This window comes from Mycolicibacterium wolinskyi str. Jessa 2025, from assembly GCF_049241375.1.
GTDB classification, from domain to species: Bacteria; Actinomycetota; Actinomycetes; order Mycobacteriales; family Mycobacteriaceae; genus Mycobacterium; species Mycobacterium wolinskyi.
Genome location: NZ_CP185960.1, coordinates 6,710,985 through 6,736,121 on the forward strand (window position 1 = coordinate 6,710,985; position 25,137 = coordinate 6,736,121).

General features: G+C 66.7%; 25 protein-coding genes. 4 read left to right on the plus strand and 21 right to left on the minus strand.

All coding sequences use genetic code 11. The features are described from left to right. The first annotated feature begins 72 nt into the window (after window positions 1-72). Window positions 73-696, plus strand: coding sequence for a DsbA family protein (locus ACOI2T_RS33265; RefSeq protein ID WP_409505265.1), 624 nt, complete (start codon window positions 73-75; stop codon window positions 694-696). Window positions 697-802: 106 nt separating this feature from the next. On the opposite strand, the gene ACOI2T_RS33270 is transcribed toward ACOI2T_RS33265, so the two are convergent. Genes ACOI2T_RS33270 through ACOI2T_RS33280 form a run of 3 tightly spaced genes read right to left on the minus strand, consistent with a single transcriptional unit; the run spans window position 803 to window position 4,121 of the window. Further along, on the minus strand, window positions 803-1,675 hold the full coding sequence (locus ACOI2T_RS33270) for a sugar phosphate isomerase/epimerase family protein (RefSeq protein WP_409505144.1): 873 nt from the start codon (window positions 1,673-1,675) through the stop codon (window positions 803-805). A 1-nt stretch (window position 1,676) separates the two neighbouring features. Further along, window positions 1,677-2,696, minus strand: coding sequence for a Gfo/Idh/MocA family protein (locus ACOI2T_RS33275; protein ID WP_409505145.1), 1,020 nt, complete (start codon window positions 2,694-2,696; stop codon window positions 1,677-1,679). 6 nt (window positions 2,697-2,702) lie between these two features. Then, complete coding sequence (locus tag ACOI2T_RS33280) at window positions 2,703-4,121, minus strand: sugar porter family MFS transporter (protein WP_409505146.1); 1,419 nt, start codon at window positions 4,119-4,121, stop codon at window positions 2,703-2,705. A 147-nt stretch (window positions 4,122-4,268) separates the two neighbouring features. Here ACOI2T_RS33280 and ACOI2T_RS33285 point away from each other — a divergent pair, with 147 nt between their 5' ends. Continuing rightward, entirely contained in the window at window positions 4,269-5,261 is a 993-nt protein-coding gene (locus ACOI2T_RS33285; RefSeq protein ID WP_409505266.1) for a LacI family DNA-binding transcriptional regulator, read from the plus strand. A 37-nt stretch (window positions 5,262-5,298) separates the two neighbouring features. Further along, window positions 5,299-6,768, plus strand: coding sequence for an amidase (locus ACOI2T_RS33290; protein WP_409505147.1), 1,470 nt, complete (start codon window positions 5,299-5,301; stop codon window positions 6,766-6,768). A gap of 38 nt (window positions 6,769-6,806) precedes the next feature. Here the strand turns inward: ACOI2T_RS33290 and ACOI2T_RS33295 are convergent, their stop codons facing one another. Both ACOI2T_RS33295 and ACOI2T_RS33300 read right to left on the minus strand, forming a co-directional pair. After that, entirely contained in the window at window positions 6,807-8,162 is a 1,356-nt protein-coding gene (locus ACOI2T_RS33295) for a ferritin-like domain-containing protein (RefSeq protein ID WP_409505148.1), read from the minus strand. Between the two features lie 9 nt (window positions 8,163-8,171). Beyond that, window positions 8,172-9,875: a YCF48-related protein gene (locus ACOI2T_RS33300; protein ID WP_409505149.1), complete on the minus strand. Its 1,704-nt coding sequence runs from the start codon at window positions 9,873-9,875 to the stop codon at window positions 8,172-8,174. Between the two features lie 214 nt (window positions 9,876-10,089). On the opposite strand from ACOI2T_RS33300, the gene ACOI2T_RS33305 reads away from it, so the two are divergent. Continuing rightward, a complete protein-coding gene (locus ACOI2T_RS33305; protein ID WP_409505150.1) occupies window positions 10,090-11,610 on the plus strand; it encodes a gluzincin family metallopeptidase in 1,521 nt (506 codons plus the stop codon). Here the strand turns inward: ACOI2T_RS33305 and ACOI2T_RS33310 are convergent. From ACOI2T_RS33310 to ACOI2T_RS33385, 16 genes are all read right to left on the minus strand, one after another. Further along, the gene (locus ACOI2T_RS33310; protein ID WP_409505151.1) at window positions 11,599-11,781 is read right to left on the minus strand and encodes a hypothetical protein; all 183 of its coding nucleotides are present in this window, start codon (window positions 11,779-11,781) and stop codon (window positions 11,599-11,601) included. The two genes, ACOI2T_RS33305 and ACOI2T_RS33310, sit on opposite strands and share 12 nt — an antisense overlap. A gap of 31 nt (window positions 11,782-11,812) precedes the next feature. Further along, complete coding sequence (locus tag ACOI2T_RS33315; protein ID WP_409505152.1) at window positions 11,813-12,070, minus strand: hypothetical protein; 258 nt, start codon at window positions 12,068-12,070, stop codon at window positions 11,813-11,815. 128 nt (window positions 12,071-12,198) lie between these two features. After that, window positions 12,199-12,822, minus strand: a complete 624-nt coding sequence (locus ACOI2T_RS33320; RefSeq protein WP_067857743.1) for an FMN-binding negative transcriptional regulator — start codon at window positions 12,820-12,822, stop codon at window positions 12,199-12,201. Window positions 12,823-12,902: 80 nt separating this feature from the next. Further along, window positions 12,903-13,652, minus strand: coding sequence for an SDR family oxidoreductase (locus ACOI2T_RS33325; RefSeq protein ID WP_409505153.1), 750 nt, complete (start codon window positions 13,650-13,652; stop codon window positions 12,903-12,905). Between the two features lie 18 nt (window positions 13,653-13,670). Beyond that, window positions 13,671-14,645 (minus strand): TAXI family TRAP transporter solute-binding subunit, encoded by a 975-nt coding sequence (locus ACOI2T_RS33330; protein WP_409505154.1) that lies wholly within the window; start codon window positions 14,643-14,645, stop codon window positions 13,671-13,673. Then, the gene (locus ACOI2T_RS33335; protein ID WP_409505155.1) at window positions 14,642-15,235 is read right to left on the minus strand and encodes a UbiX family flavin prenyltransferase; all 594 of its coding nucleotides are present in this window, start codon (window positions 15,233-15,235) and stop codon (window positions 14,642-14,644) included. Before ACOI2T_RS33335 ends, ACOI2T_RS33330 begins: the two co-directional genes overlap by 4 nt. Beyond that, the gene (locus tag ACOI2T_RS33340; protein WP_409505156.1) at window positions 15,232-15,708 is read right to left on the minus strand and encodes a hypothetical protein; all 477 of its coding nucleotides are present in this window, start codon (window positions 15,706-15,708) and stop codon (window positions 15,232-15,234) included. Before ACOI2T_RS33340 ends, ACOI2T_RS33335 begins: the two co-directional genes overlap by 4 nt. Continuing rightward, window positions 15,686-17,038 carry an MmgE/PrpD family protein gene (locus tag ACOI2T_RS33345; RefSeq protein ID WP_409505157.1) on the minus strand — a complete coding sequence of 451 codons (1,353 nt, stop codon included), beginning with the start codon at window positions 17,036-17,038 and terminating at the stop codon, window positions 15,686-15,688. The genes ACOI2T_RS33340 and ACOI2T_RS33345 overlap by 23 nt, the downstream gene beginning before the upstream one ends. Further along, window positions 17,035-17,952, minus strand: a complete 918-nt coding sequence (locus ACOI2T_RS33350) for a TIGR03619 family F420-dependent LLM class oxidoreductase (RefSeq protein WP_409505158.1) — start codon at window positions 17,950-17,952, stop codon at window positions 17,035-17,037. Before ACOI2T_RS33350 ends, ACOI2T_RS33345 begins: the two co-directional genes overlap by 4 nt. Further along, window positions 17,949-19,463 (minus strand): UbiD family decarboxylase, encoded by a 1,515-nt coding sequence (locus tag ACOI2T_RS33355; protein WP_421875219.1) that lies wholly within the window; start codon window positions 19,461-19,463, stop codon window positions 17,949-17,951. The genes ACOI2T_RS33350 and ACOI2T_RS33355 overlap by 4 nt, the downstream gene beginning before the upstream one ends. After that, the gene (locus ACOI2T_RS33360; protein WP_409505160.1) at window positions 19,460-19,912 is read right to left on the minus strand and encodes a Zn-ribbon domain-containing OB-fold protein; all 453 of its coding nucleotides are present in this window, start codon (window positions 19,910-19,912) and stop codon (window positions 19,460-19,462) included. The genes ACOI2T_RS33355 and ACOI2T_RS33360 overlap by 4 nt, the downstream gene beginning before the upstream one ends. Next, window positions 19,909-21,057, minus strand: coding sequence for a thiolase family protein (locus tag ACOI2T_RS33365; RefSeq protein ID WP_409505161.1), 1,149 nt, complete (start codon window positions 21,055-21,057; stop codon window positions 19,909-19,911). The genes ACOI2T_RS33360 and ACOI2T_RS33365 overlap by 4 nt, the downstream gene beginning before the upstream one ends. Before the next feature lie 15 nt (window positions 21,058-21,072). Then, a complete protein-coding gene (locus ACOI2T_RS33370; protein ID WP_409505162.1) occupies window positions 21,073-21,828 on the minus strand; it encodes an enoyl-CoA hydratase/isomerase family protein in 756 nt (251 codons plus the stop codon). After that, window positions 21,825-23,033, minus strand: coding sequence for a CaiB/BaiF CoA transferase family protein (locus ACOI2T_RS33375; RefSeq protein WP_409505163.1), 1,209 nt, complete (start codon window positions 23,031-23,033; stop codon window positions 21,825-21,827). Before ACOI2T_RS33375 ends, ACOI2T_RS33370 begins: the two co-directional genes overlap by 4 nt. Then, the gene (locus ACOI2T_RS33380) at window positions 23,030-24,259 is read right to left on the minus strand and encodes a CaiB/BaiF CoA transferase family protein (protein ID WP_409505164.1); all 1,230 of its coding nucleotides are present in this window, start codon (window positions 24,257-24,259) and stop codon (window positions 23,030-23,032) included. The genes ACOI2T_RS33375 and ACOI2T_RS33380 overlap by 4 nt, the downstream gene beginning before the upstream one ends. Continuing rightward, window positions 24,249-25,127, minus strand: a complete 879-nt coding sequence (locus ACOI2T_RS33385; RefSeq protein WP_084356984.1) for a MurR/RpiR family transcriptional regulator — start codon at window positions 25,125-25,127, stop codon at window positions 24,249-24,251. Before ACOI2T_RS33385 ends, ACOI2T_RS33380 begins: the two co-directional genes overlap by 11 nt. Between the last annotated feature and the right edge of the window lie 10 nt (window positions 25,128-25,137).

The window sequence follows — 25,137 nt, forward strand, 5'->3', positions numbered from 1 at the left end:
GAATCTCCATTTGCCATGATGGAGATCATGAAAGTGAGCCTGAGCGGAGCAGTTAGACCGATTCAGATCGCCATGATGGGCGTCGTGCTCGCGACGGTACTGGTGTGGGGTCCCAGTGGTCGTGCGTACGCGGCCCCGGCAGCGCAGGCCGGGGATGTCATCTCTATCGGCGACCCCGCGGCGCCCGGGCAAGTCGAGCTCTACCTTGATCCGTTGTGCCCCTACAGCGGAAAAATGATTCAAGAGCAGGGGACTGAAATCCGCCGACGCGTCGAAGCCGGCAAGCTTCACATCACTCTGCGGTTCGTCAATTTCCTCGAGAAGTACTCGGCAAGCGGCACCTACGACAGCCGGGCAATCTACGCGGCCTACATCGTCGCCGACCACTCACGCTCGAGTGACGTCACGTGGCAGTTCATCCAGCAGATCTATGCCGCCGACCAACAGCCGAAAGAGGGAGGCGCAACCGATCTGAGCAACGATCAGCTCGTCGATCTGGCTCGCCGCGTCGGTGCGCCCGCGACGGCCCAGGCCATGATTGGGCTAGGATTACCGATGCCCTACGACGCTCGCGCGATCGCGGCGAACAACCTTGCGCTCCTGAGGACGTTCCCCGAAGCTGGTGTGCCCCTTGCGGTTATCGACGGCAGGCCCGTCGACGGAAACTCCGATTGGCTCGACGAGCTGCCGCGCTGACCAGATTCGCGCCTGGCCCGCTCCGTCATTCCATCGCCGCCTACAGACACTTGGGTACCCGGAACAGTGGCGTACCGGGTACCTGCGTGTCTGCTCGCCGAAAAACTCAGCGGTACTTGTTCACGTACTCCGTCATGGCGGCGAGTTGGTAGCGCGAGACGTCGCGCGCGTTCTCGTCTTCGGCGAAGACCGAGGACACCATGACGGTGTCGGGGCGGTCGTAGAAGCCGATCTCAGCCAGGCCCGAGAAGAATTCGTCCCAGTTGATGTCGCCGTCACCGATCTTGAGGTGTTGGTGTACCCGCACCGGGTTGCCCGGCGGGTTGGTGATGTAGCGCAGGCCGTGTGAGGCATGGTGGTCCATGGTGTCGGCGACGTGTACCAACCGCAGCTTGTCACCGGCCGCCCGCATGATGTCGAGCATGTTGCCACCCATGTGATAGGTGTGACACGCCACGTACACCATGCCGATATTGGGCGAATTGACGCCGCGGATGATCCGCAGGGCCTCCATGCCGTCCTCGACGAAGTCGTCGGGGTGCGGATCGATGCGCACATCGATCCCTTCACGTTCGAAGATCGGCACGAGTTCTTCCATGGAGCGGAAGAACGCCCGCTCGGACTCCTCGGCTTTCTCCGGGCGCCCGGAGAACTCGGTGTTGATCACGTTGACACCGAGATCGACGGTGATCTGGATGACGCGCTTCCAGTAGCGCACGGCGGCTTCACGGGCGTCCTCGTCGGGTCCCGACCACCGCAACACCGGAAGTACCGAGGCGATGCCGACGCCCGCGTCGGCACATGCCTTGCGGAACGCCGCGACCAACGCATCGTCGGCGCGGGGGTGATTGAAGAACGGGATGAAATCCCGATGCGGGGTCAATTGCAGGTATTCATAGCCGAGTTCGGCCACCAGCCGCGGAAACTCCAACAGGCTGTGCGAGTGGTGAAACGGCGTGGGATCAAGCGCGATCTTCATGTCAGGCTCCTGGGATGGATTCGCGGGCAACCATTTCGACGGTTACGGGGCCGCCGGAGTTCAGCGATTCCACGCCGGCCTCACAGACGGCCGCGGCGGCATAGCCGTCCCACGCCGTGGGTCCGTCGACGTTCGATCCGTCGCGGACGGCGTCGACCCACCGCTGGATCTCGGTGTCATAGGCGCGGCCGAACCGCTCACGGAAGCCGGGCGTGATCTGGCCGCCCCAGGTGCCCGGTGCGTTCCTGCGGACGAGCCCGACATCCAAACCGATCATGGCCGAACCCTTCTCAGCGACCACCTCGGTGCGGACCTCGTAGCCGACACCGGTGTGCACGAACAGTTCGACGTCGACGTGGCGACCGCTCACCGTACGCAGGATTGCGATCTGCGGATCGGCAAGACCTTGCGGGCCAGATGGATTCGGGGCAGGCTTGATGATCTGGATCGAGGCGATCTCCTCGTCGAGCAGGAACCGCGCGACGTCGACCTCGTGCACAAGGGAATCCCGGACCACCATCGCGCTGCCGAACCCGTGCGGCACAGCGGGATTGCGGTGCGTGCAGTGCAGCACCAGCGGGCGTCCCAGCCCACCGCTGTCCAGCAGGGCTTTCAGGTGCTGGTACTCATCGTCGAATCGGCGCATGAAACCCACCTGGATCAGTCGCCTGCCGAGTTCGGCTTCGCGGCGCACCACCTCAAGCGACGTCTCCACATCCGTGGTCAACGGCTTCTCGCACATCACCGGCTTGCCGTGTTCGAGGCAGGCCAGCAATTGCTTCTCATGCGCCGAACCGGGGGTGGCCAGTACGACCGCGTCGACGTCGGCGTCGGCGATCGCGTCCAACGGATCGGCGATCGCCCGGCACCCCGGTACGCCCGCCGCGATCTCCTCGGCTTTCTCCGCGACGTAGTCGTTGACCACCGCGACTCGGGCGCCGGAGATCCTGCTGGTGATCCGAGCGACGTGGTCGGCCCCCATCAGGCCGACGCCGAGAACGGCGACACGTAGATCCGACATGGCTTTTCAGATTCCTCTCGATGCGACGGCGACCGGTGCGGTGCCGTGAGATTCGAAGCGCTCCTCGAGTTCTTCGAGGGTGGTGCCCTTGGTTTCCGGGACATAGCGGCGGACGAACAGCCACGAGGCGATGTTGACGACGACGAACAACGCGAAGGTGCCGGTCGATCCCAGCGCGGAGTTCAGCAGCGGGAACAGGAACGAGATGATGGCGTTGGTGCACCACAGCACGAAAACCGCCACGCCCATGGCGAACCCGCGGATACTCAGCGGAAAGATCTCGGCGAGCAGCAGCCACACACACGTTCCGATGAACATCTGGACGAAGGCGACGAACGCCACCATGCACGCCAGGATCACGTAGCTGCGGGTGGTCGTTTCGGGCAGCAGGAACACGAGCGACAGGACGGCCTGCGATGCCGCGACGCCCGCGAACCCGATGAGCAGCATGGTGCGGCGTCCCACGAAGCCGAGCAGGATGATTCCGATGATCGTGGTCACCACTGAGGTGACACCGACGGCGATCGTGGCGACCAGAGCGGCGCTGACGCCCAGCCCGCTGCCCTCGAGAATCGTTGGGGCGTAGTAGTTCACGGTGTTGATTCCGGTGGCTTGCTGCACGACCGCCAGCCCGCAGCCGATCAACACCACCCGCCGGATCCATGGCACGTCCCGGATGACCGACATCGACGGGGCGGTGCTCTTGAGCATGTGTGCGGTGTGCTCGACGATCAAGTCGTATTCGGCGTCCGCTTCGACGGGCGGACGGCTCAGCCCCAGCACCGCCCGGGCTTCCGACATGCGGCCCTTGAGGCCGTACCAACGTGGCGAGTCTGGCAATACCAACATGCCCAAGAGCAGCGCGACCGCGGGTATGGCGGCCACCGCGAGCATCGTGCGCCACACGTGCGGGTCGTGGATGAGCCGGTCGAGCAACGCGTTGGTGGCGAAGGCCAGCATCTGGCCCGTCACGATCATCAGTTCGTTGATCGTGACCATGCGGCCTCGCCGATCTGCGGGCGCCATCTCCGCCAGGTACAGCGGGCAGGTGACTGCCGCCGCGCCCACCCCGAGCCCCAGGACGATGCGGGCCGCGACCATGATCTGCACGTTCGGCGCCACTGCGCACCCGAGTGCGCCCACCAGGAACAGCGCGCCGCAAACCAACAGCGTGCGCTTGCGACCGATCCGGTCGGCGACCCGCCCGCCGAACAGTGCACCGAACGCCGCCCCGGGGAACAGCAGGCAGCTGACCACCGTCGCTTCGCCGAAGGCGGTGAGGCCCAGGTCGTCCTTCATGTACAGCAGCGCGCCGGAGATCACGCCGGTGTCGTAACCGAACAGCAGCCCGCCCAACGTGGCGATCACCGTGAGTTTGGTGAGGAATCTGCCGCCGGCCGGTGAGCCATCGGGTGTGCGAGACATATCGGACCTCATTTCGAGCCTCGTACTAACGCGCGTTAGTAACGCGCGTGAGGTCTACTATGAGTGTGTGACCGAACTGTGTCAACCGTCACTTTCGCGGGAAGTCCGGTGACGCCGGCGCCGCGCGCGGGCCACCGCAAACCGACGATGGCCGATGTCGCGACCCGAGCCGGCGTCTCGCGCACGCTGGTGTCGTTCATCCTGGACGGCAAGCCGGGCGCCAGCGAGGAGACCCGGCAACGCGTGCTCGCCATCGCCGACGAGATCGGCTACCGCCCCGACGCGGCGGCACGCCTGCTCGCGCAGGGCCGCAGCCGCACGATCGGCGTGCTCACCGACGTGCACCAGCTCTTTCAGGCCGAGCTGGTGACGAACATCTACCCCGCCGCCGAACGGCGCGGCTACGACATGCTGCTGTCGGCCAATCTCCGCGGCTACCCCGAGGAGACGTTCGTCGAGTCGCTACTCAGCCACCGGTGCGGCAGCTTGATCCTGTTGGGCCCCAGGTCATCTCAGGAGCATCTGCAACAACTGGCCGAGCGGGTTCCGACGGTCGTGGTCGGCCGGCGGCTCGCCAACATGACGCATGCGGCCGGCATGCTCGCGACTGTGCGCACCAACGACGCGAAGGGCATCCGGCTGGCCGTCGACTACCTGGCCGAGCTCGGGCACCGCGCCATCCATCATGTCGACGGTGGGGACGACCCCGGCTCCGCCGACCGCCGTCGCGCGTACCGCGCGGCAATGCGTCATCACGGCCTGGCCGGCCACATCGCCGTCGTCCCCGGCGCCCACAACGAAGCGGCCGGTGCGGCGGCAGCGCAGGCCATGCTTGCCGCCGGCGACCTGCCCACGGCGGTACTCGCCGGCAACGACCGGTGTGCGCTCGGGCTGCTCGACGGCTTCACGCGCGCCGGCATCGACATCCCCGGCGAACTGTCACTGATGGGCTACGACGACAGCCACCTGTCCGACAACCCGCGCATCGACCTGACCACCATCCATCAGGACGCTCCCGAGCTCGCGCAGCACGCCGTCGAGTTGGCCGTGGAGCTCCTCGAGGGCCGACGCACCGAGCCCATCGACGTGGTCCTCGAGCCCAAACTGGTCGTGCGATCGACGACGGCACCGCCCGGATAGCCCACTACCGCGCGTGTGCACGGGCTACGTTCAGACCGTGAACTTCGACGAGTACCGCGCATACGATGCCACCGGGCTGGCGGAACTGGTTGCCGACAAGCAGGTTTCGCCCAAGGAACTTCTCACGCTGGCGCAGGAGCGGGCGTCGGCGGTGAATCCGCGGATCAACGCGATCGTCCGCGACGTACCCGCCGAACCGGCCGACGAGCGCAACGGACCTTTCGCCGGCGTTCCGTTCCTCATCAAGGACCTCGCGCAAGACTATGCCGGGCTACCCACGTCGGCAGGCTCGCGTGCGCAGATGTCGCTGCGAGCGGCCGAGCATTCCACGATCGTCCAGCGCTGGCTCGATGCGGGACTGGTCATCTTCGGCAAGACCAACACCCCCGAGTTCGGCGCGAAAGGGATCACCGAGTCGGTCGCGTGGGGACCCGCGCGCAATCCATGGGATCTGACTCGCACGCCGGGCGGCTCGTCGGGTGGATCGGCCGCCGCGGTCGCGGCGGGCATCGTCCCGTGCGCGGGCGCGAACGACGGTGGCGGTTCGATTCGCATCCCGGCGGCGTGCTGCGGACTGGTCGGCCTGAAACCCGGTCGCGGGTTGACGCCGTTCGGGCCGGGAACAGCTGAATCCATGCATGGCGCGGCCGTGCAGGGTGTCGTGTCGCGGACAGTCCGGGACACCGCGGCCATGCTCGACGTGATCAGCGGCAGCGAGCCGTGGGGACCATATGTGGCGGCCGCGCCCGGGTCGTCGTACGCGTCATGCGTGCGGACAGCGCCCGGCAAGCTGCGGATCGGCGTTCGAGTGCCCTCGGCGATCACCCCGGCTCCGCACCGCGAGGCGGTCGCGGCCGTCGAAGGAACCATGCGAGCGTTGACCGAGCTCGGCCACCATGTCGAGGAGCTGCCCCAGGCGCCGTTCGACGATGCCGCGCTCGCTCGCGACTTCCTGCTGACCTGGTTCGTCTACGCCGCATGGGAACTCGCCGAGGCGAAGCGACTGACGGGCGCCGGCGACGAGTCGTTCGAGCGGGACACGCTCATCATGGCCGCCTTGGGCCGGTCGACGAGCAGTGTCGACTACGTCGATGCGGTCCAGCGCCGCCAGGAACACACGCGGCGGCTGAGCACCTTCTTCGAGTCCTACGACCTGCTCCTGACTCCCACGTTGGCGACGCCGCCGCCGAAGGTCGGCGAGTTCGATCTTCCGGCCGTTCTTCAACATGCCGCCGACGCATTGCTCAAGACCCGTCTGGCACGGTTGCTGCGCTACACAAAGATCATCGATGACATGGTGGACAAGAACCTCGGCTGGGTGCCGTACACCCAGTTGGCGAATCTCACTGGCCGCCCCGCGATTTCACTGCCGCTGCACTGGACGGCGGATGGCCTGCCGCTCGGTGTCCAGTTCGTCGCCCCGCTTGAGGGTGAATCGCTGCTGATTCAGCTCGCCGCCCAACTTGAGCAAGCACTGCCGTGGGCGGAGCGCATCGCGCCGATCTGAACCCCACTCAGACACAGTCTTGTACTTGGTCGCGGTTCTCACTGAGCGAGCGGGACGGGCATATCCGCGAGCCGTCTGGTGTCCTCGTCGGACAAGGACGCCAGAATGGGGTGGGCGGTATCGAGTGGCTCCAGCCTCATCTGTGCGACGTGGGCCAACGACTTCTCGGTGCGTGCTCGGTGCAGGGCCCACCGCTCGGCCGGATCGGCAGGCAGGTGCAGCGTGGGCGGTAAGCCGAATGCGACGACCCCTGGCCCGGGCAGTTTGACCAAGGCCTCGTTCATGGCGGCCAGTTGGAACATCTCCTCCAGCGCCCACGAGGAAGCCTTCCGGCGCTCGTCGACGTCCGAGGTGAGCAGGTAATGCTCGATGAAACCGAGCATCAGTTCGTAACGCAGATCGGCCAGTTCAGCCCACGCACGGGTGCGGGGTTCGGTGAACGACGACGCGATGGGATCGACCGGCAATGGCCGGGTCGCGACGAAATCGTCTGGCGGGAACTTCTTTACACCATTCTGGCCGGCGAACATGTTGTGGTACCGGTCGAAGTGGGACTCGATGCCGCCCTCGGACGGTCCCTCCCCTTGCACCGCGATGTCGAGAATCGCACTGCGGGCTCCGGTACGGTCGGCGATCCGGTGAATCGGCACTCCGTTGTTCAGCCAGTCGGTTCCGTCTCCTTGCCAGACGAGGGTGTTGCGATCGATGACGTCGTCGGTGAGGTGCCACGACGCGCGGTCGGGATCCTGCTCGTAGGCCGCTCCAGCGTAGAGACGCAAGGTGTCGTCCCAGTCCTGGCTTATCGACCCGCCGTCGAGCACTTCTTGCTCGGTCGAGAACACCACGCCCAGTAGCCCGTACAACGCACCGACGCGGTTGACCGCCGTCCCGGCCGCATCGGCGGCGAGGGCCACGATGTCGTCGATGTCGGCGTCCCGGGGAGCCTCCGCCGCAACGTACTTGGCCAACGAGCGCTGCGTGAGTGGTTCGAGATGCAGAGTGAAGGGATAGAGATCCTTGCGCGGCGGGAAGTCCTCGCGCTCCAGATTGGGCGGCAGACCCACGGCAAGCAGCAGGTTCTGCACCGTCATGAGATGGCCCATCTCGTCTGTGGCCGTCTCGACGAGCAGGTCCTTCCACATCTTCAGCGCGGCCTTCTGTGCGGCGTCGCTCACCTCGCCGCGGGCCTTCAGCGAAAAGGCCGCGTACAGGTACTGCACCAGCAGCGCATGTTCGATCTCGGCGGCCGTTTCGAGCAGGATGCGCATCTTGTCGCGTGCAGTGGGCCAGTTACCCAGATCCGGGATCGTCACCTCGTCGGCGGTGGCGATCGCACCCGCGCGCCCCGGCCGCGCGACGGCGTACGTCACCCACTCAAAGTCCGGCGTTACCATGGCTTTTCCTTACTCCTGGACCCGCAGCAGCGTGCTGTCGGTACGGTCGTCGATCGTCGCGCGCACCATGTAGTAGCCGGGCTCGAGCGGATCGCCGGCCGCATCGTCGACCGACCACGCGATGGTCCGTTCCCCACTCGCCGGGCTGGATTCGCGGGCCAACTGCCGGACATGGGCCCCGAAGCGATTCCATACGTCGACCGACATTTCGGCGGCGTCAGCCGGGACGTTCAGACCGATCCGCACGGAGCGTCCCGTCGCACGCGGTCCCGGCTCGGTGAACAGCGACGGTGCCGGTGGCAGCGCACCGACCGGTGCCGCAGCGGATTCGGTGCTGTACTTGTAGATCGTGCTTCCCGACGCGTAGCCGACAGCGGGCGGATCACCCACGAACCGGAAGCGGTTGAGGAACTCGCCGGCTTGCGGTTCGCCCCAGTCGATGCTGGTCCAGGTCTGGCCACCGTCGGCGGTCTCGCTGCTCAGTCCGTTGGGGTTCGGGAAAGCCGTTGTGCCCCAACCACCGACCCAGCCGCGGTTCTCGTCGACGAAACCGATGCCCTCCAGGTTGGCGTTCTTGTTCGCGTCGTTGATCGGCAGGCGCGTCCAGGTGACGCCGCCGTCGGTGGTCTTGAGGATGGCTCCCTCGCAGAAGTTCTCCAACGAGACGAAGCCGACCCGCGGGTTCAAGAAGAAGATCTTCCAACCCCACTCCCCCAGCGGGAACTGGGATTCCATCCCGGCCAGTCGATTGGTCCAGGTCTCACCGCCGTCGGTGGTGTGCAACACCACCGGCTTGATCTTCGAGCGAGCGAGGTTCCTGCGGCACTGGCGGTCGGCCGGTGTGACGGGGTGTTGCAATCCACCCACCACCCAGCCGGTGTCGGGATCGGTGAAGTAGATGTCGATGAGAATCGAGGCGTGCGCGGTCATGTCCCGCGCCTGCCAGCTCAGACCACCGTCGACGGTCTTCATGATCCGCGGTGTGTCGGTTGGTTCGTTGGTTCCGGAGGCATAGACCACGGATTCGTCGACGACCGAGATTCCGCACACCTTCGCCGGGGCATCGGCGGGCAGATCGACCGCGGTCCAGGTCGCGCCGCCGTCGCTGGTTTCGAACAGCTGTGCCTCACCCGCGGTGGTGCCGACCCACCCACGGTTCTCGGTGGCGAAGCCGACGCTGCGCAACCACAGACTGGACAGCTCGACCGGGGCCTGGAATTGGATCTCCCAGTGCTTTCCACCGTCAGCGGTACGAAGAATCTGGCCTGCGCTGTTGACCGCCCAGCCGAGTTCGGTGGTGAGAAACCAGATGTCGTCGTAGCGCTGTGCCGGCGGAGCGGTCGTGGGCCGCCAGGCGAGCCCACCGGCCAGCGGGTCGTCAACCTCCGGGCAGCCGTCGTCGATCCAGGATTCGATGAATCCGATGTCGTTGTCGGACACCGGATCCAGCCCGACCGGCATGCGCGGGAAGCGCGCACCGGGCGGTGGGTCGTCGAGATCCTCGCCGAACGGGAACTCGCCCCGCAGCGACCGGACGAGGTTGGAAGCCGCACCGTCGCCGACGACGAGGAGATCGTGAACGCCGAACACTTTGAACGCCACGAATTCGTCGCGGGTCAACTCACGCCAGAACGGGCCGTGTCCGGCAAAGCCGGCGTCGGGACCGCCGATCGACTCGTCGAGGATGTCGATCACACGCTGAAAACGGTTCACTGTGGGCCTCCTTCATTCCGTCAAGCGTCCGGCCGCGCCATCCCCGTCGGCACGCGTAGGTGACTACTCGAATTCGCTCGGACGTCCTGTCGCGCCGCCGTCCGGATCGGAGGAGCCGTCGCCGGCTGACGCGAAAGTCGAGTAGTCAGCTACTCGTTCGCTGTCGGGACAGGAGGATTAGCGTCTGCCGCATCAGCCCAAGGCAGGAGTGGACATGATCAACTTCATTCCGAACGATCCGCTCGTCGTAGACGTCATCCCCATGCGCCGCGTGGCCGCCCGCCCGGATCGCGGCGCGGGCGCCGCCGGGATCACGGTGGCAAGCAACGCCGCGGAGGGCACGTTCGATCCGGGCCACCCGGATTTCGTCGCGTGGCAAGCCCGTCAGGCGGCGATCCTGGCGGTCGAGGCCTGGGAAGAAGTGCTCGGCGAGCCGTTGACGTCCTGGGCGCAGGAGGCGGTGAACCCCGCAGCGCTGATGCTCATCCCCGACGCCGGCGAGGAGGTCAACGCCTACTACGACCGCGAAAGCCTGTCGTTCTTCCATGCGAGCAACGGCCGCGGCACGACGTTCACCGGCGCCAGCACCGATGTGGTGGCCCACGAGGTCGGACACGGCGTACTCGACGCGCTGCGCCCGGATCTGTGGTTCGTCAACCTGCTGGAAGTGGGCAGTTTTCACGAAGCGTTCGGCGACATCACCTCGATCCTCACCGCGCTGCGCGACGAACCGACGCGCAAGGCACTGCTCGATGTATCTCCGGATCTGAGTGAACCCAACTTCGTCGAGGCGATCACCGAGGACCTCGCCGACACCGCCCGGCATCTGTTCGGTGCGAACTTCTCTGCGGCCAAGCCGCGGCGGGCCCTCAACACCTTCAAATGGCAGCTGCCGCAGACCATGCCGCAATCCGGTGGGCCCGACGTGATGATCGCCGAAGTCCACAGCCTCGGCCGCATCATCTCGGGCTGCTTCTACGACGTCCTGCGCGGAATCTTCGTCGCGGGCGATCGACAGACCGCGGCCGGGCTGTGGAAGGCGACCAAGACGACCGCTGCCCTCGTCTACGAAGCCGCCCGCACCGCACCTGCGGTGCCGCGGTTCTTCCGGGCGTTCGGGCGGGCGATGGTGCTCGCCGACAACACGCTCAACGACGGCGCGCACAGCCAGATCATCGGCAAGGCGTTCTTCGATCACGGCATCGCGCTTGGGGCGCAAGCGTTCCTGGCCCCCGAGCTTCCGCTCGCCGGCGGCTCGCCAACCTTGAGCCCCGATGGCGTATCGCTGGAACGGGCGACGATCAGCGATCTGCGTCGCCGCGTCGGCGCCGGTGCCAGGGCCGCCGCCAGCGTGAGCCTCGTGGAGCTCGGCGGGGCGACCATGGCGAACGTGACCATCCACGACGAGGTGGCGTTGGACAAGGTCGACAAGCGGCTACGGGGCGTGGTCGCCGGCGTCGACTCGGTGGCGTTGGTCGGCGACTCGGGCGGGGCCGCGGCGCTCATGACGGCACCGCGTGCCGGTGCGGCGTCGTCGGAGGTGCTCGATTTCGTCGGCAGCCTGGTGAAACACGATCAGGTCGATTTCGGTGCCGCGCCCGCGGCCAAGAAGCGCGCCGTCAAGGCACCGGACAAGAGCGCAACTGTTACGACGCACACGGTCAGAAAGCGCGGACGCAAGCAGGAGCTTCAACGGGTCCGCTTCGCGTGCGGCGCCGCCCGCTCAGAACGCTGACATCCGCTTCCGGCGCACCGTGCGCTCACCGGTTTCGTCGGTCGTCTCCTCGTGGGTGGCGCCCGGCGGCAGCTCGTCGGACTCCGCATGGGCTAGCTGACCGTGCTCGCGCAGAGACTCTTCGAAGAGCTCTTTCTCGCTGCGGTCGGCATCGTCTCGTTTGGTGGTCAAGCGGCTCACCTCCCGCCACCACGCTACCGCGCTACCCCGCGGTGCGCCGCTGCGTCAGCAGGACCTGACGGGCACGGTTCACCAGCAGCGCGTCCCACTCACCGAGTTCCGACAGCTGCAGTTCAGCGGCATCGGTGACCTCCGCGAACCGGGTCCACAGCTGATGTGCGCTCATGCCGAACTCCGGAAACGCGTCGTCGTCGGTGTGTCCGCCGAACGGTGCCCAGGTCAGGACGAAATTGAGTACGTGGCGATCGAACTCGTCCACCTTTGCGGCTACCTCTCTCACTGCGTAACGCTAACGACGGAATTCTGTTACCCGCCATTCACTTTGCGTTTCAACACCCTGCAGCCAGCAAAACCGGCTCTGTTAGCCAGTTTACGGCGAACTGGGGCGAGCGGCCTGCCGAGCGACGATCAGTGGTCGGAGTTCAGCGTGGCGACGCGTTCGGACACCGTCAGATCGGACGGCGAATCCGACGTCGCCAACCCGGCGATCACGCCGGCCCGGTTACGTGCGGGCTGGTTCTGCGACATCTTGGCCTTTGCCTCGACGCGTTCGACGGGCAACTCCACTCCAACGATGGCGTTGAGCTGGCCCCGGGTGAACGTCTCCGGTGCATCGCTGACCCGCCATGGCTCCGGTCGGTCCTGCTCATGCCGGTCGGTCAGCTTGGTCACCATGTCGAGGACCCACTCGGGGTCGTCGTGCACCTCCAGGCGCCCGTACACGTTGAGAACCTCGTAGTTCCACGTCGGTACCACTTTGCCGGTCTCGGCCTTGGTCGCATAGAAGCCCGGCGAGACATAGGCCTGCGGCCCGGCGAAGACAGCCACCGACTCCGCATCCGCCGCCTGCGAATGCGGGTTCGCCCGCGCGACATGGCCGACCAGCGAATGCCGCTCGCTGTCATACAGCAGTGGTAGCGGGGTCACGACCAGACCGGTCGACGCATAACTGACCAGATGCGCGAAACCCGCCTGTTCCAACGCGGCGGCGGTCTCCTCGGCGGTCAACGCGAACTTCGGGGGCAGGTACATAGCGGACTCCATCACTTCGAACTGAGCGTACCCACCGGCCCAACCGATTATCGTGCATGCTCGGGGATCGTCTGCGGCAGTCAAATGGCCGCGGTGATGCCGCCGTCCACATAGATCGTCTGCCCGTTGACGAACGCCGCCTGCTCCGAGCACAGCCACACCGCAGGCCCGACCACATCGGCCACGGTGCCCCAGCGGGCCGCCGGTGTCCGCCCCACCACCCACGCATCGAGGGTTTCGTCCTGACGAATCTCGGCGTTCATGTCCGTCAAGACATAGCCCGGCGACAGCGCGTTCACCTGGATGTTGTGGCCGGCCCACTCGACGCACATCGTGCGCGTGAGGCTCGCGAGCGCACTCTTACTGGCGGCGTAGGCGCCCAGCCCACCGCGCGAGAGTGCCGACTGCACCGAGCCGATGTTGACGATCTTTCCGCGCCCCCGCACGATCATGCCCCGCGCGACGCACGTGCTCACCACGAAGCACCCGGAGAGGTTGACCTCCAGTGTCCGGTTCCACTGCTCGAGGCTCAGGTCGATGAGCGGCGTGCGGGTGACGACGCCGGCGCTGTTGACCAGTGCCTCGATCGGTCCGACACCGGATTCGATGTTCTCGACGGCCGCTTGCACCGCATCGGCGTCCGCGACGTCGAACGTCGCGACGTGTGCGGTGCCGCCAATTTCCTCAAGTTGCTGCTTGCCGGAGCGCAATTGGCTCTCGGTGCGGCCGTTGAGCACCACGTCATATCCGGCCGCGATCAAGCCACGAGCGATACCGAAACCGATACCGCGCGATGAGCCGGTGATGAGCGCAATGGGGCGGGGACTCAACGAAGTTGCGTTTCTTGCTCAGACGATGTTGTTCGCGCGCCAGACTTCGGCTGCAGCCGGGTGAAACGCGATCGGCACGGGCGCGTCGATCGCGTCGGCGCACATGCGCTCGAGCGGCAAGGTGGACCCGCCCTGCCAGCCGATCCGGTCCCGTGCGGCCAGCAGCGCAGTGCAGAATCTGCGCACCGTCGAATCGTCGGTATCGGTGCGGGTGAAAATCAGGAAGCCGCTGAAGTCGATGGTGCGGACGTCGGCGTCGAGCGCCGGAAACCGCTGGGTGGTAAGGACTCCCGGCCGGTATCCGATAGCGGACAACTTCGCGATGACGTCGTCGGGGATGGACAGGAGCCGCAGCCCCGCCTCGACGGCCGGTTCCGCCCAGTTGTAGATGCCCTCATCGAAGATGGCGTCGACGACACCGTCACGCAGCAGGCCCATACGAGTGGCCTTGTGCGGCAGCCCGTCGTCATATCGCACGACACCGCCCCAGGACCGGAGATCGTCCAACAACATTCCGGCGGCCGCCAGCACATCGTCGATCACCTGGTGCACGAGATGGTTCGGTCGGTTGCCACGCAACGAGACGGTAAGCGTCGGTTGGGCTTCCACGAGATCGGACAGCGTGTGCACACCCAGTCCGGCCGGCACGGCCAGGCCCAGCTGATCGTAGGACGGCACGGTGGCGATCGCGGCCAGCTCGTCGCCCGTCGTGCCCGGTCGGCGGAGCAATGCCGACGTGATCGCCGTGGCGGGATTGACGATCGCGAAGGTGCTGCGCCGCTCCAGCACCGCGTCGACCGCATCGGTGCCGTCACTGCCCGATAGCGACGCGGACCAGCGCTCACCACCGGGCGCGCGCATGTCGACGCGGACTTCGTGAGCCGGCCAATCCGGATCTCCCGCCAACGTCGAGGCCACTTCGAGCATCAACCGCGAGCGGACGGTCGCGGCGCGCAGCCGCTGCTCGGGGTAGCGCTCGGGTTCTGCCGTCACGGGCGCTGCTTCGTCATGTTCCCCTCCCAGCGGGGCGCCTCCTCGGAGATGATGCCGACCTGGTCGAGTGCGCGGGTGACAATGTAATCCACCACTTCGTCAAGGGTTTTCGGCCGGTTGTAGAACGCGGGCACCGGCGGCACGATCGACACACCCATCCGGGCGAGCTTGAGCATGTTCTCCAGGTGGATCTCGCTCAGCGGGGCCTCCCGCGCGAGCAGCACGAGCCTGCGGCGTTCTTTGAGCACGACGTCGGCCGCGCGTGCCACGAGATCCTCGGTATAGCCGCAGGCAATCCCGGCGAGCGTCTTCATGCTGCACGGTGCGACGATCATGCCGTCGGTGTGGAAGGAACCGCTCGATACACATGCCCCGAGGTCGCCCGGCTTGTGCGTAAAGTCCGCCAGTTGTCTGACTTCGGCCGCGGTCCAAGTGGTTTCGTGCTCAAGCGTGCGGGCACCCCACGCACTCATGATGAGATGGGATTCGATGTCGAGTTCTCGTAGCCGCTCGAGCATCCGGATACCCAGGATGGACCCACTTGCGCCGGTGATACCGACGATGACGCGCCGACGCCGCCCGGTGGTCATGGCAGCGACCTCAGGTCATCGATCTGCCGCGTCCACCGCGCGAGCACATCGACGGGTTCATTGAGACGGTAGGTGATACCGGACGTCAGCTCGGCATAACCGACGCGGTCTTCGTCCACGTGCACGACGCTCCCCGAGAAGAACGCGAGCGGACCGGCGCCGTCGGGGTTCATCCGGGTCAGCGCGAGGTGGATCTTGTAGTGGGTCGGGCCGAGCACGACGGTGATGAGAGCTTTTCCGGACTGCGTCAGCGCGGCCGTGGTTCGGCTGCCGGTGTGCAGCGCCAGTCGGATGTCATCACCCGGGCCGGCAAGTACCTCACCGACACTCAACAGGCTCAGCCGAGGCCAGCCCGCGTCGTCGACCGTCACCAGCTGCAAGGTGTGCCCGAGCTTGTGGTCGAGATCGGAGCCGTTCACGAGGTCGGCGACCGGCTGGGGCAGCTTCGGTTCAGTGCTGCTGTGCGTACTCACGCTCGCTCCTCTCCGCGGTTGGCGCGCACAGCGCCGCCCGCACCGACGCGCCATCACACCCGTCGGTGGCGTAGACGACGCGTACGAGGTCTCCGCCGCTCACCGGCGTGGTGACTGCGGCCGCTTGCAGCTTGTCGATGATCTGCGGGCGAGTCAACGGGTCGGACGGCTCTCCCGGCGCGGTGTCGCGCGTGGTCTCCACCACCGTGCCGTCGGTGCGAGTGAGGCGGATGCGCACGCCGGAGGGCGGGAGATCGGTGCCCTGGCGCACCGAGACGTCGGACGCGAATTGGTTGATGGCCGGGTCCACGCGCCGTTCGGCGCTGAACTGCTCGGTCCAGCAGCGCCGGTCGGCCAGTACCGCCGCGGTCACGTAGCGCGCTGACTGCATCGCCGAAAGCTCGTCTTCCCAGCCCATCTCGGCGCACATGGCGTACGAGGACGGCGGCAACTCGAGCTGGGCCGATCGAACGGATTCGGTACCGACGTCGGTGAAGTCGAGAAGCCCGGCCACCAGCGACTGCAGTGAACTCGCGGCCGGCCAGCGGCGCAGCGAGATCTGTTCGAGCTCCCACCGCTCTCCCAGACCGTCGAGGATCAGATCCGGTCGGCCGCCGTCGGTGTAGGTCGTGAGCACACCGCCGTCGGGATGGGTGAGCCCACGTTGGCTGCCGCCCAATCCGTCGGCGGCGAACAGCGCCGCCCACAATCCCGACACCGCACCGCGCGCCTGATGAAACTTCACCGCCGCGGTGCCGAGCGCGGCGAACGTTCCCGACGCCTGGCTCGCGCCGAGACCCATGGCTGCTCGGATCTGGCGGTGGTCGAGTCCCAGCACCCTGGCGCCGGCAGCCGCCGCGCCGATGGTGCCGATGACACCGGGGGCATGCCAACCGCGGCCACGAAAAGTCGGATAATCCAGCCCGAGTCCGAGCCGTGCCGTGAGCTCCAAACCGACGGCCAGCCCCACCAGCAGGTCACGACCGTCATCGGCCAGTGCGAGTAGGACGGGTACCACCTCCGGCGTGATGTGACACAGCGCGGGCCGGTAGACGTCGCACATCGTGAAGGCGGTGATCTGAAAGCCGTTGATCAGTGCCGCCCCGGTCATTGAGGACGAGGCGCCACCGATGACGACGCTGTCGCCGGGGCCGGTCAGTCGAGCCGCCAGACTTTCCACGGCGGGCGTGTTCGCCGCTCGCCGACCGGCCAGTGCGTTGGCCACGGTGTCGGCCCAGATGTCGTTGACCCGGTTGCGGATCGCCTCGGGCAATGCGTCCCAGTTCGTCTCTGCCACAAAGCGGCTGAGCTCGGTCTCGACCTCAGTCACGAGGACAGCGCTCCCGCCACCGCACGCTCGCGGAACGGCTCGACGACCGACCGGTGGAAACGCTGTACGGCCTGCGTGACGTCGTCGGGCCGCACCGCGTCGAACACCAGGATGAGCTCGTCGATCCCCGCCCGGGCGAACGCTTCCACTTCGGCGAGCATGTCCTGCTCGGTGCCGTGCAGCGTGTAGACACTGCGGGTCGACGGTCCGAACTCGACACGGGCGCGTACGGACAGTGTCGGCATCCGGCGGCCGAGTCGCGTCGTCAACTCGGCCAGTCGCGGTACCCGGGCGGCGAGGTCGGCCGGCCCGGTCTGGGCGGCGTGATAGCCGTCGGCGAGTTCGGCGGTGCGGCGTAATGCCCGCTCACTGCGCCCGCCGCACCACACCGGGATCGCGGCGCCCTGTGCGGGCAACGGTTGAAAGACGTAGTCGCTCAACGTGTGGAACTCGCCTTCGAACCGGTCGGTGCGGCCCGACCACAGGTGGCGCCACAACGCGACCGCCTCGTCGAGGTACGCGCCGCGGCGACCGAACCGCTCGGCCTTGCCGAGGTTCGTGTACTCGGGCAGATCGCCCTTGTCGCTGACACCGATGCCGACCACCAACCGGCCGCCGCTGAGGACGTCGATCGTGGCGAGTTCCTTGGCCAGCAACGGGGCGTCGCGCATCGCGGGAACCACGACGCTGGTTCCGATGCGTACCCGCTGATGGCGCGCCGCCACGTAGGTCAGCGCGGTCAGCGCCTCGAGCATCGACCCGTACTCGGCGGCCTCCGGCCCGTTCGGGACGAACAGGTGATCGGTCACCCAGACGCTGTCCCAGCCGAACCGCTCGGCGGCCGACCCACCGGCATCCAAAGACTCCGGACCCGCACCATGCCCCTTGTTCGCAAGCGCCAGACCGAATTTCACGCGTTGCTCCGCAGGATCCAGTCCCAGTTCTCACGGACCTTGAGTTTCTCGGCGGGGTTGGGCCCGATCGGGTCGGGGAACTTGTCGCGCCATTCGAACGGCCGGGTCGCGTCGATCACGAGCCTGCTGTTGTAGCCCTTCTTGCCGGGTTCGATGGCCGGGTCCAGGTTGCCGCTCGTGGTGCGTTTGATGATCTGCACATCGCGCTCGGGGTCATGGCGAGTACACACCGCCCAGATCACCTCGTGCAGATCGGTGACGTCGATGTCCTCGTCGACCACGACGACGACGCGGCCCAGATATGTGCCCTGGCGGCACGATACGGCCGCCAGGCCGGCCTGAGTGGCGTGCCCGGCATAGCGCTGTTTGATCGAGACCACGTTGAACAACCGGCACCCACCGACGCTGTGAGTCCATGCCGCCACCACGTCGGGCACGCCGGCCGCCCGTAACTCGCGCCGCAGATTGGCGCTGCGCCCGTACTGCTGAAACTTCTGCCCCTCGTATGGCGGCTTCTGCGGTGGACAGCCCAGCATCACCGGATCGTTCCGGTGATAGACCGCGTCGACCCGAAACACCGGCTGCTCCTGCTCCTTCGACGCGTAGTAGCCGGTCCATTCACCGAACGGCCCCTCCAGGCGCTTCTCGTCGGGCAGAACGTAGCCCTCCAAGGCGATTTCGGCACCGGCTGGTATGGGCAGCCCGGTCAGCTTGCCCTCGATGCAGTCCACCGGCTCGCCGGTGACTCCGCCGAGCCACTCGAGCTCGTTGACGCCTTCCGGGATCTCCAGGGCCGCACCGAGAAAGTGCAGTGGGGACAGGCCGACGAGCATCACGCACGGCATCGGTTCGCCGCGCGACATCCATGCTTCCTGGTGCGCGCGGCCGTGCTTACCCGGGGAGATGTACAGGCCGGTGTGGTTGCGGTCGTGGATCATCGCGCGGTAGGTGCCGTAGTTCACGACGCCGGTGTCGGGGTCGCGGGTCACGACGGCGACTGCGGTGCCGATGTAGCGACCACCGTCCTCCTGGTGCCACAGCGGCGTGGGAAACTTCAGCAGGTCGACGTCGTCGCCGGTATCTATGTTCTCGGTGATCGGCCCTTCACTGACCACGTTGACGGGCAGCGGCTTGACGTCGGTCAGCCATTGCTCCCACGCATCGACAACGCCTGCGGCGGAGGTGTTTTCGTCAAGGCCGATGGTCATCGCGAGCCGGTTGCGCCGCGACAGCGTGTTCACCAGCATGCGGTAGCCCGCGGGATAGCCGGGGATGTTGTCGAACAGGACGGCGGGCGCGTCGTCGTCGTGGTGCAGCATCTCGGTGATCTCACCGATGCCACGCTCGCAGTCGACGCCTTCGAGTACGCGCAGTTCGCCCATCGCCGCGGCGCGGGCCAGCCACTGGCGGGTGTCGCGCGGCACGACCGGCATCTCGCCGTTCGCCGAGTCGCGGTAGGGCACCATCCGTACGGGCTTGCCGTCGACGACACGCGAGTGGTCGGACATCATTGCTCTCCTTGGGGTTTTGCTGGGTTGCCGTAGGCGGCGGGATCCTCGTCGACACCGATGAAGCGTGGGACTCGCAGGCCGTCCTCGTCGTCGAACACCACCTGCACGGGCATGCCCACCGATACGTCGGGTCGGTCCAGCGGTACGACGTTGCTGATCATCCTGGGGCCTTCCGCGAGCTGGATCAGCGCGACGTTGTAGGGCACCCGGTCCGCCCACGCGGCGTGATACCGCTGGTGGATGACGACGTAGGACAACACTTCTCCGCGCCCGGAGATCGGCTGCCAGGTGGCGTCGGAACTCAGGCATCGCGGACAGCGCTGTGCGGGCGGATAACGCAGCTCGGCGCAGTCGTCACAACGCTGCAGGGCGAGCACGCCCTCGGCAGCCCCGTCCCAGAATCCACGATTGGTGTCGGTGAGTTCGGGTTTGATGAATCCGCTCGTCATCGGTCACCTCCGAGGATCAGGCAGCTCGCGGTGTTGAGCGTCATGCCGCGACCGGTCACCAGACACAGCTGCGCGTCGTCGACCTGACGCTCCCCGCACTCGCCGCGGATCTGCCTGACGCCTTCGACGACGTGCAGCCAACCCTGCATGTAGGACTCCGAGAGGTTGCCGCCCGCGGTGTTGATCGGCAATTCCCCACCGAACGTGATCCGCGTGCCGCCCTCGACGAACGGGCCGGCCTCACCGGGTTTGCAGAAGCCGGCGTGCTCCAGCCAAAACAGCACCGAGATGGTGAAGTTGTCGTACAACTGGGCGACATCGATCTCGTCGGGCGACACCCCTGCCATGCGGTAGGCGCGGCTGATGCAATCCGCCTGGTGCGGCAGATACCACCAGTCGGGGGTGCCGAGCTTGACCAGCGTGTGCCCCTGACCCATACCCCACACGTCGACCGGGGTGCTGGCGTTGTCCCTCGCGCGCTCAGCGGACGTGACGATGATCGCGACGGCGCCGTCGGAGATGATGCAACAGTCGAGCATGTGCAAGGGGTCGACGATCATGCGGGAATCCTGGTGATCGTCGATCGTGATGGGCTTGCGCATGATCGCGGCCGGGTTCATCGACGCATGCTTGCGCGTGGTGACGGCGATCCAGCCGAGCTGTTCACTCGTCGTGCCGTGCAGCGCCATGTGACGCTGGGCTCCGAAGGCGCTGTTGGCCGCGTTGCCGAACATGCCCCAGATGCCCCAGGAGTCGCCTTCGGTTCCGGCGTCGGCGTTGAAGCGGCTGCCGCCGGTTTTGGCGGTGTCGCCGAACACGCAGGCCACGGTCGTCGCCATCCCGGCCTCGATCGCCAACGCGGCCTGCTGGATCAGTGCACCCGCTGTCGCGCCGCCCATCGAAAGGCTACCGGTGAGAACGGGATTGATGCCGAGAAGCTCGCCGAGCGCAAGATAGTGCTTGGCGCCTTCCGGTGACTTCGTACCGGGCATCGTGAGCAGGCCGTCGATGTCTTCACGGCGCAGACCCGCATCGTCGAGTGCCGCCACGAAAGCCTCTGCCGCGAGCGAATTCGGAGTCTCGTCGGGAAACTTCCCCTGACGGCTGACACCGACACCCGTGATGGCCGCCTTCCGCCATCCCATCTGATCCAGCTCCTTTCAGCGACCCCGGAAGCGGGGCGGGCGCTTCTCGCGAAATGCCGCCCGTCCTTCGTCGCGGTCTTCGGTGTCGGCGAGCACTCGCCACAACACCCGTTCCATGGCCAGGCCCGCACCGACGGATTCGGCGGCAGTGCGGGCCAGCTTGGCCGCCCGCATCGAAAGCGGCGCCGCCTGCGCCAGTGTGGACACCAACTCTTCGACATCCGATTCGAATGTCTCGTCGTCGAAGACGTCACTCACCAATCCGAACCGCTCAGCATCCTCGGAGGGCATTCTCTTACCGCTCAAGAGCATTCGCCATGCGACGGCTGACGGCAGGGCGTCGAAGAGCCGCTGTGTGCCACCACTGCCCGGGAGGCTGCCGATACGCAGTTCGGTGAGTGCGAACCACGCCGAGCGCGCCGCAACCCGCAGATCGGCCGCCAGCGCCAGCTCGAATCCGCCGCCCACCGCGGGCCCGTTGAGCGCCGCGATCACCGGACGCGTACACCGGTCGACCGGGGCGCTGACGGGCTCCCCGAGATCGAGCAGCCCGCGTTTGGGGCGATTCTCCTTGAGGTCGACGCCTGCGCAGAACATCGGGCCGGCACCGGTCAGCACGATGACGCCCACCTCGTCGATGGCCTCCAGCTCGGCGAATGCCTGTGCGAGCCCGTACCGCACCGCCTGGTTGATGGCGTTACGCTGTGCAGGCCGGTTGAGCCGGATCCAGCCGACCGGCCCGCGGCATTCCCATTCGACGGCGTCGTTCACTGGAACAGCCCATCTGCCACCAATTCTTCGTATTCGTCGTCGGTCAGTTCGAGCACCGAGGTCGCCACCTCGCGGGTGTGCTCGCCCAACAGCGGCGGCGGTGACATCGACGGGCGGTCGCCGTCATCCAGCCGGAACGGCAGGTGGAACATCGGGACCTCGCCGATCACTTTGTGCTGCACTGACTCCCAGAATCCGCGTGCGCTCAGATGTGGATCGTCCAGCATGTCCTTGGAGCTGTTCACCGGACCGGCGGGTACTCCGGCGTTGGCGAGTTCGGTCACCACCGCCGACCGGCGCCGCGCGGACAGAACCTCACCGAGTTCGGCGTCGAGGGCGTCGGAATTCCGAAGCCGTTCGAGCACTGTGCCGAACCGGTGATCGGCGAGCCAGTCGGTGCGGTCGACGACTTTTGCCAGTGCGTTCCACTGCTCCTCGGTCTGACAGGACACCGCGAGCCATTCACCGTCCGCGCAGGCATACGCGCCGCGTGGAGCGCAGCCGGGCGCGTGATTGCCGGCAGGCGACACGTCGGCACCCAGCGAGCTGTGCACGATGCCGTGCCCGACGACGTTGACCGTCGACTCCAGTTGGGACAGTTCGACGTACTGGCCTTCACCGGTGCGCTGCTGGTGGTATATCGCGGCGAGCAGCGCGACCAGGGCGTGGCCCGGATTGGGCACATGGTCGGGATAATGCGTGCCGGTGCCGATCGGTGGGCGGCCGGGTGCCGCGGTGGTGTGCACCAAACCGGCCAGCGCCGCGATCGTCGACCCGAAGCCGACGTAGTCGTGGTGTGGTCCGTCGCGGCCCTGCATCGGCATCGTCAGGTAGACGATGCGCGGATTGACCTGTTGCACATCGGCATACGCCATGCCCCACCGTTCGAGCACCCCCGTTCGGAAGTTGCTGGCGAACACGTCGGACTGGGCGGCCAGCGACAACGCGATCTCGCGGGCCTTCGGATGCTTCATGTTGAGTGCGACGCTGCGCTTGCCGGGGTTCCGCGATGCGAAGTAGCCGGACGCGTCGAGGCCCGTGGTGCCGGGACGAAAGGGCGGGGACTGTCGCAGATTGTCGGGACGGACGCGTGATTCGATGCGGATGACATCGGCACCCAGCTCGGCCAAGGCCTTGGTGACCAGCGCTCCCGCGCCGATCCAGGCGAAATCGAGGACGCGCAGTCCGGCCAGCGGCGCGGTCACAGGACGCCCCGTGCGGACAGGCTCTCCAACTCGTCGACGCCGAGGCCGAGCCCGTCGACGTAGACGCTGACGTTGTCGGCGCCGCGCCGGGGTGCCGGTCGTGGACCCGGCAACGGCGTTCCGCTCATGCGATACGGCAGCCCGGGATAGGTGATCGTGCAGCCGAGTTCCGGATCTTCGACCCCGACGAAGAACTCGCGGCTGTTCAGCTGGGCGTCCTCGCGAACTGCGGCCAGATCGTTGACCGGTGACAGTGCGATCCCGCGTTCCTGCGCGCCGCGGTAGAGCTCTTGGCGGGTACGGGTCGCGGCGAACCGCTCGAAGATCCTGCGGAACGTCTCGATGGCGTCGGGTTGTTGCCGGAACTCGAACTTCGACCACCCATCGTCGGTCAGCTCTGTTGCTGTGCCGTCGGATTCGGTGATCCACTTGACCAGAGACGTCCAGGCCGCTGCCGTGCCCAACCGTCCGGCGACCATGCTGACGTATCCGTCGGCGCACCGGTAGGTTCCGGTGCCCGCCTCTTTGGCCACGTCGCCCTGCGGTGCCCGCACCTCGCCGGTGAGCGCATATCGCATCACACTTTCTTCCAATGCCTGGGCGATGCACTCCTGGGCGGATACGTCGGCGGTCATCCCGGCACCCGTGCGTTGCCTGCCGATCAGGCCCACGATGGCGGCGACGGCCGCGAAGATCGAGGCCATGTAGGTGCTCTGTTGCCCATACACCGCGACCGGGCCGATGTCGGGATAACCACCCATGTGCAGCAGCCCGCCCGCACCGAGCAGCACCAGATCGTCGTCGGGTGCATCGCCGACGGCATCACGGCCGTACGGCGACACCTGGACGCGGATCAACGCCGGATTCGCGGCCGTAACCCGCTCATCGGACCACCCGCTGTCGGCAAGCATCCGAGCCGGGCTCTCGACGACGACATCAGCCGACGCCAACAGGTCAGCGAGCACCGGTTCGGCCTCGGGAACCGTGATGTCGAGGGTGACGGATCGCTTGCCGGCGTTGACGAATCGCTCGAATAGGCTCACCGCCGGGCTGTCGGGAGCGAGCCAGAACGGGGGCCGATCCACTGTGCTGCGACCGGTCACCGGTTCGACGCGAATCACCTCGGCCCCGAGATCGGCGAGCAGCCGGGCGCCGTAGGCGGCCAGCGGATCGGCGAGATCCAGCACGCGGATCCCGTTCAGTGGCCCGGTATGGTCAGCTGCCATTGTCGGGTCCCAACACGAACAGATCCCAGTCCGCGGCCAGTGATCCGACCGCCTTGTACCGATCCACCGACACGTCCTCGTTCCGCTCGAACAGGCCGTTCACCAGGGCATTGGCCACCGCCATGCCCGGGACGAGGGTGTTCTGCGGGCCGATACCGCCTGCCATCACCGACAGCACGATCGAGACCCGTTGTCCCACCGGGGAAATGGCGGCGTCGGTGACACCGATCGTCAAGGTCCGCCTGCGCACCGCCCAATCGACGACGCGCAGCACGTTGCGTGAGTACGGCGGAAAGGTGAAGGCCAGCAGGACGTCGTCAGGACCCATCTCCAGCAGAGCGGTGGCCCCCTCGGCGTCGGCGCGCACGAGCCGCACTCGGTCGCGGGCTCGTCCCACCGCGATCGCGGTGAAGTACGCGAGGCAGTAGGAGGTCAGATCACCGGTGATGTAGACGTGTTCGGCCTCGGCCAGCGCTGTGACCGCCTTCTCCAGGGCCTCACGGTCCAATGCGCGCGCGGTCCGCTGCAGATGCGAGAAGTCGTTGTCGAGCGACGCCTGGAACGGTGTTCCGGCGAGGTGACTCGTCGGAGTCGCGCCTTCCTCACCGACGGCCCGGTACTGTTCACGGATCTGCCGCCGGATGCGCTCCTGCAGATCCTGATACCCGTCGAGGCCGAGCTTGTAGGCGAACCGCACGACGGTAGAGGCCGCCACATCGAGCCGACTGGCCAGCTTGTCCACCGTCGCGAACGCGACGAACTCGGGATCCTCGATGATCATCTCGGCGATCCGCTTCTGCGAGTTCGTCAGCTTGTCGTACTTGCCACGGACGGTCTCGGTGACATCGTCCAAAGGTGCTGTGGTCATTGCGAAATCC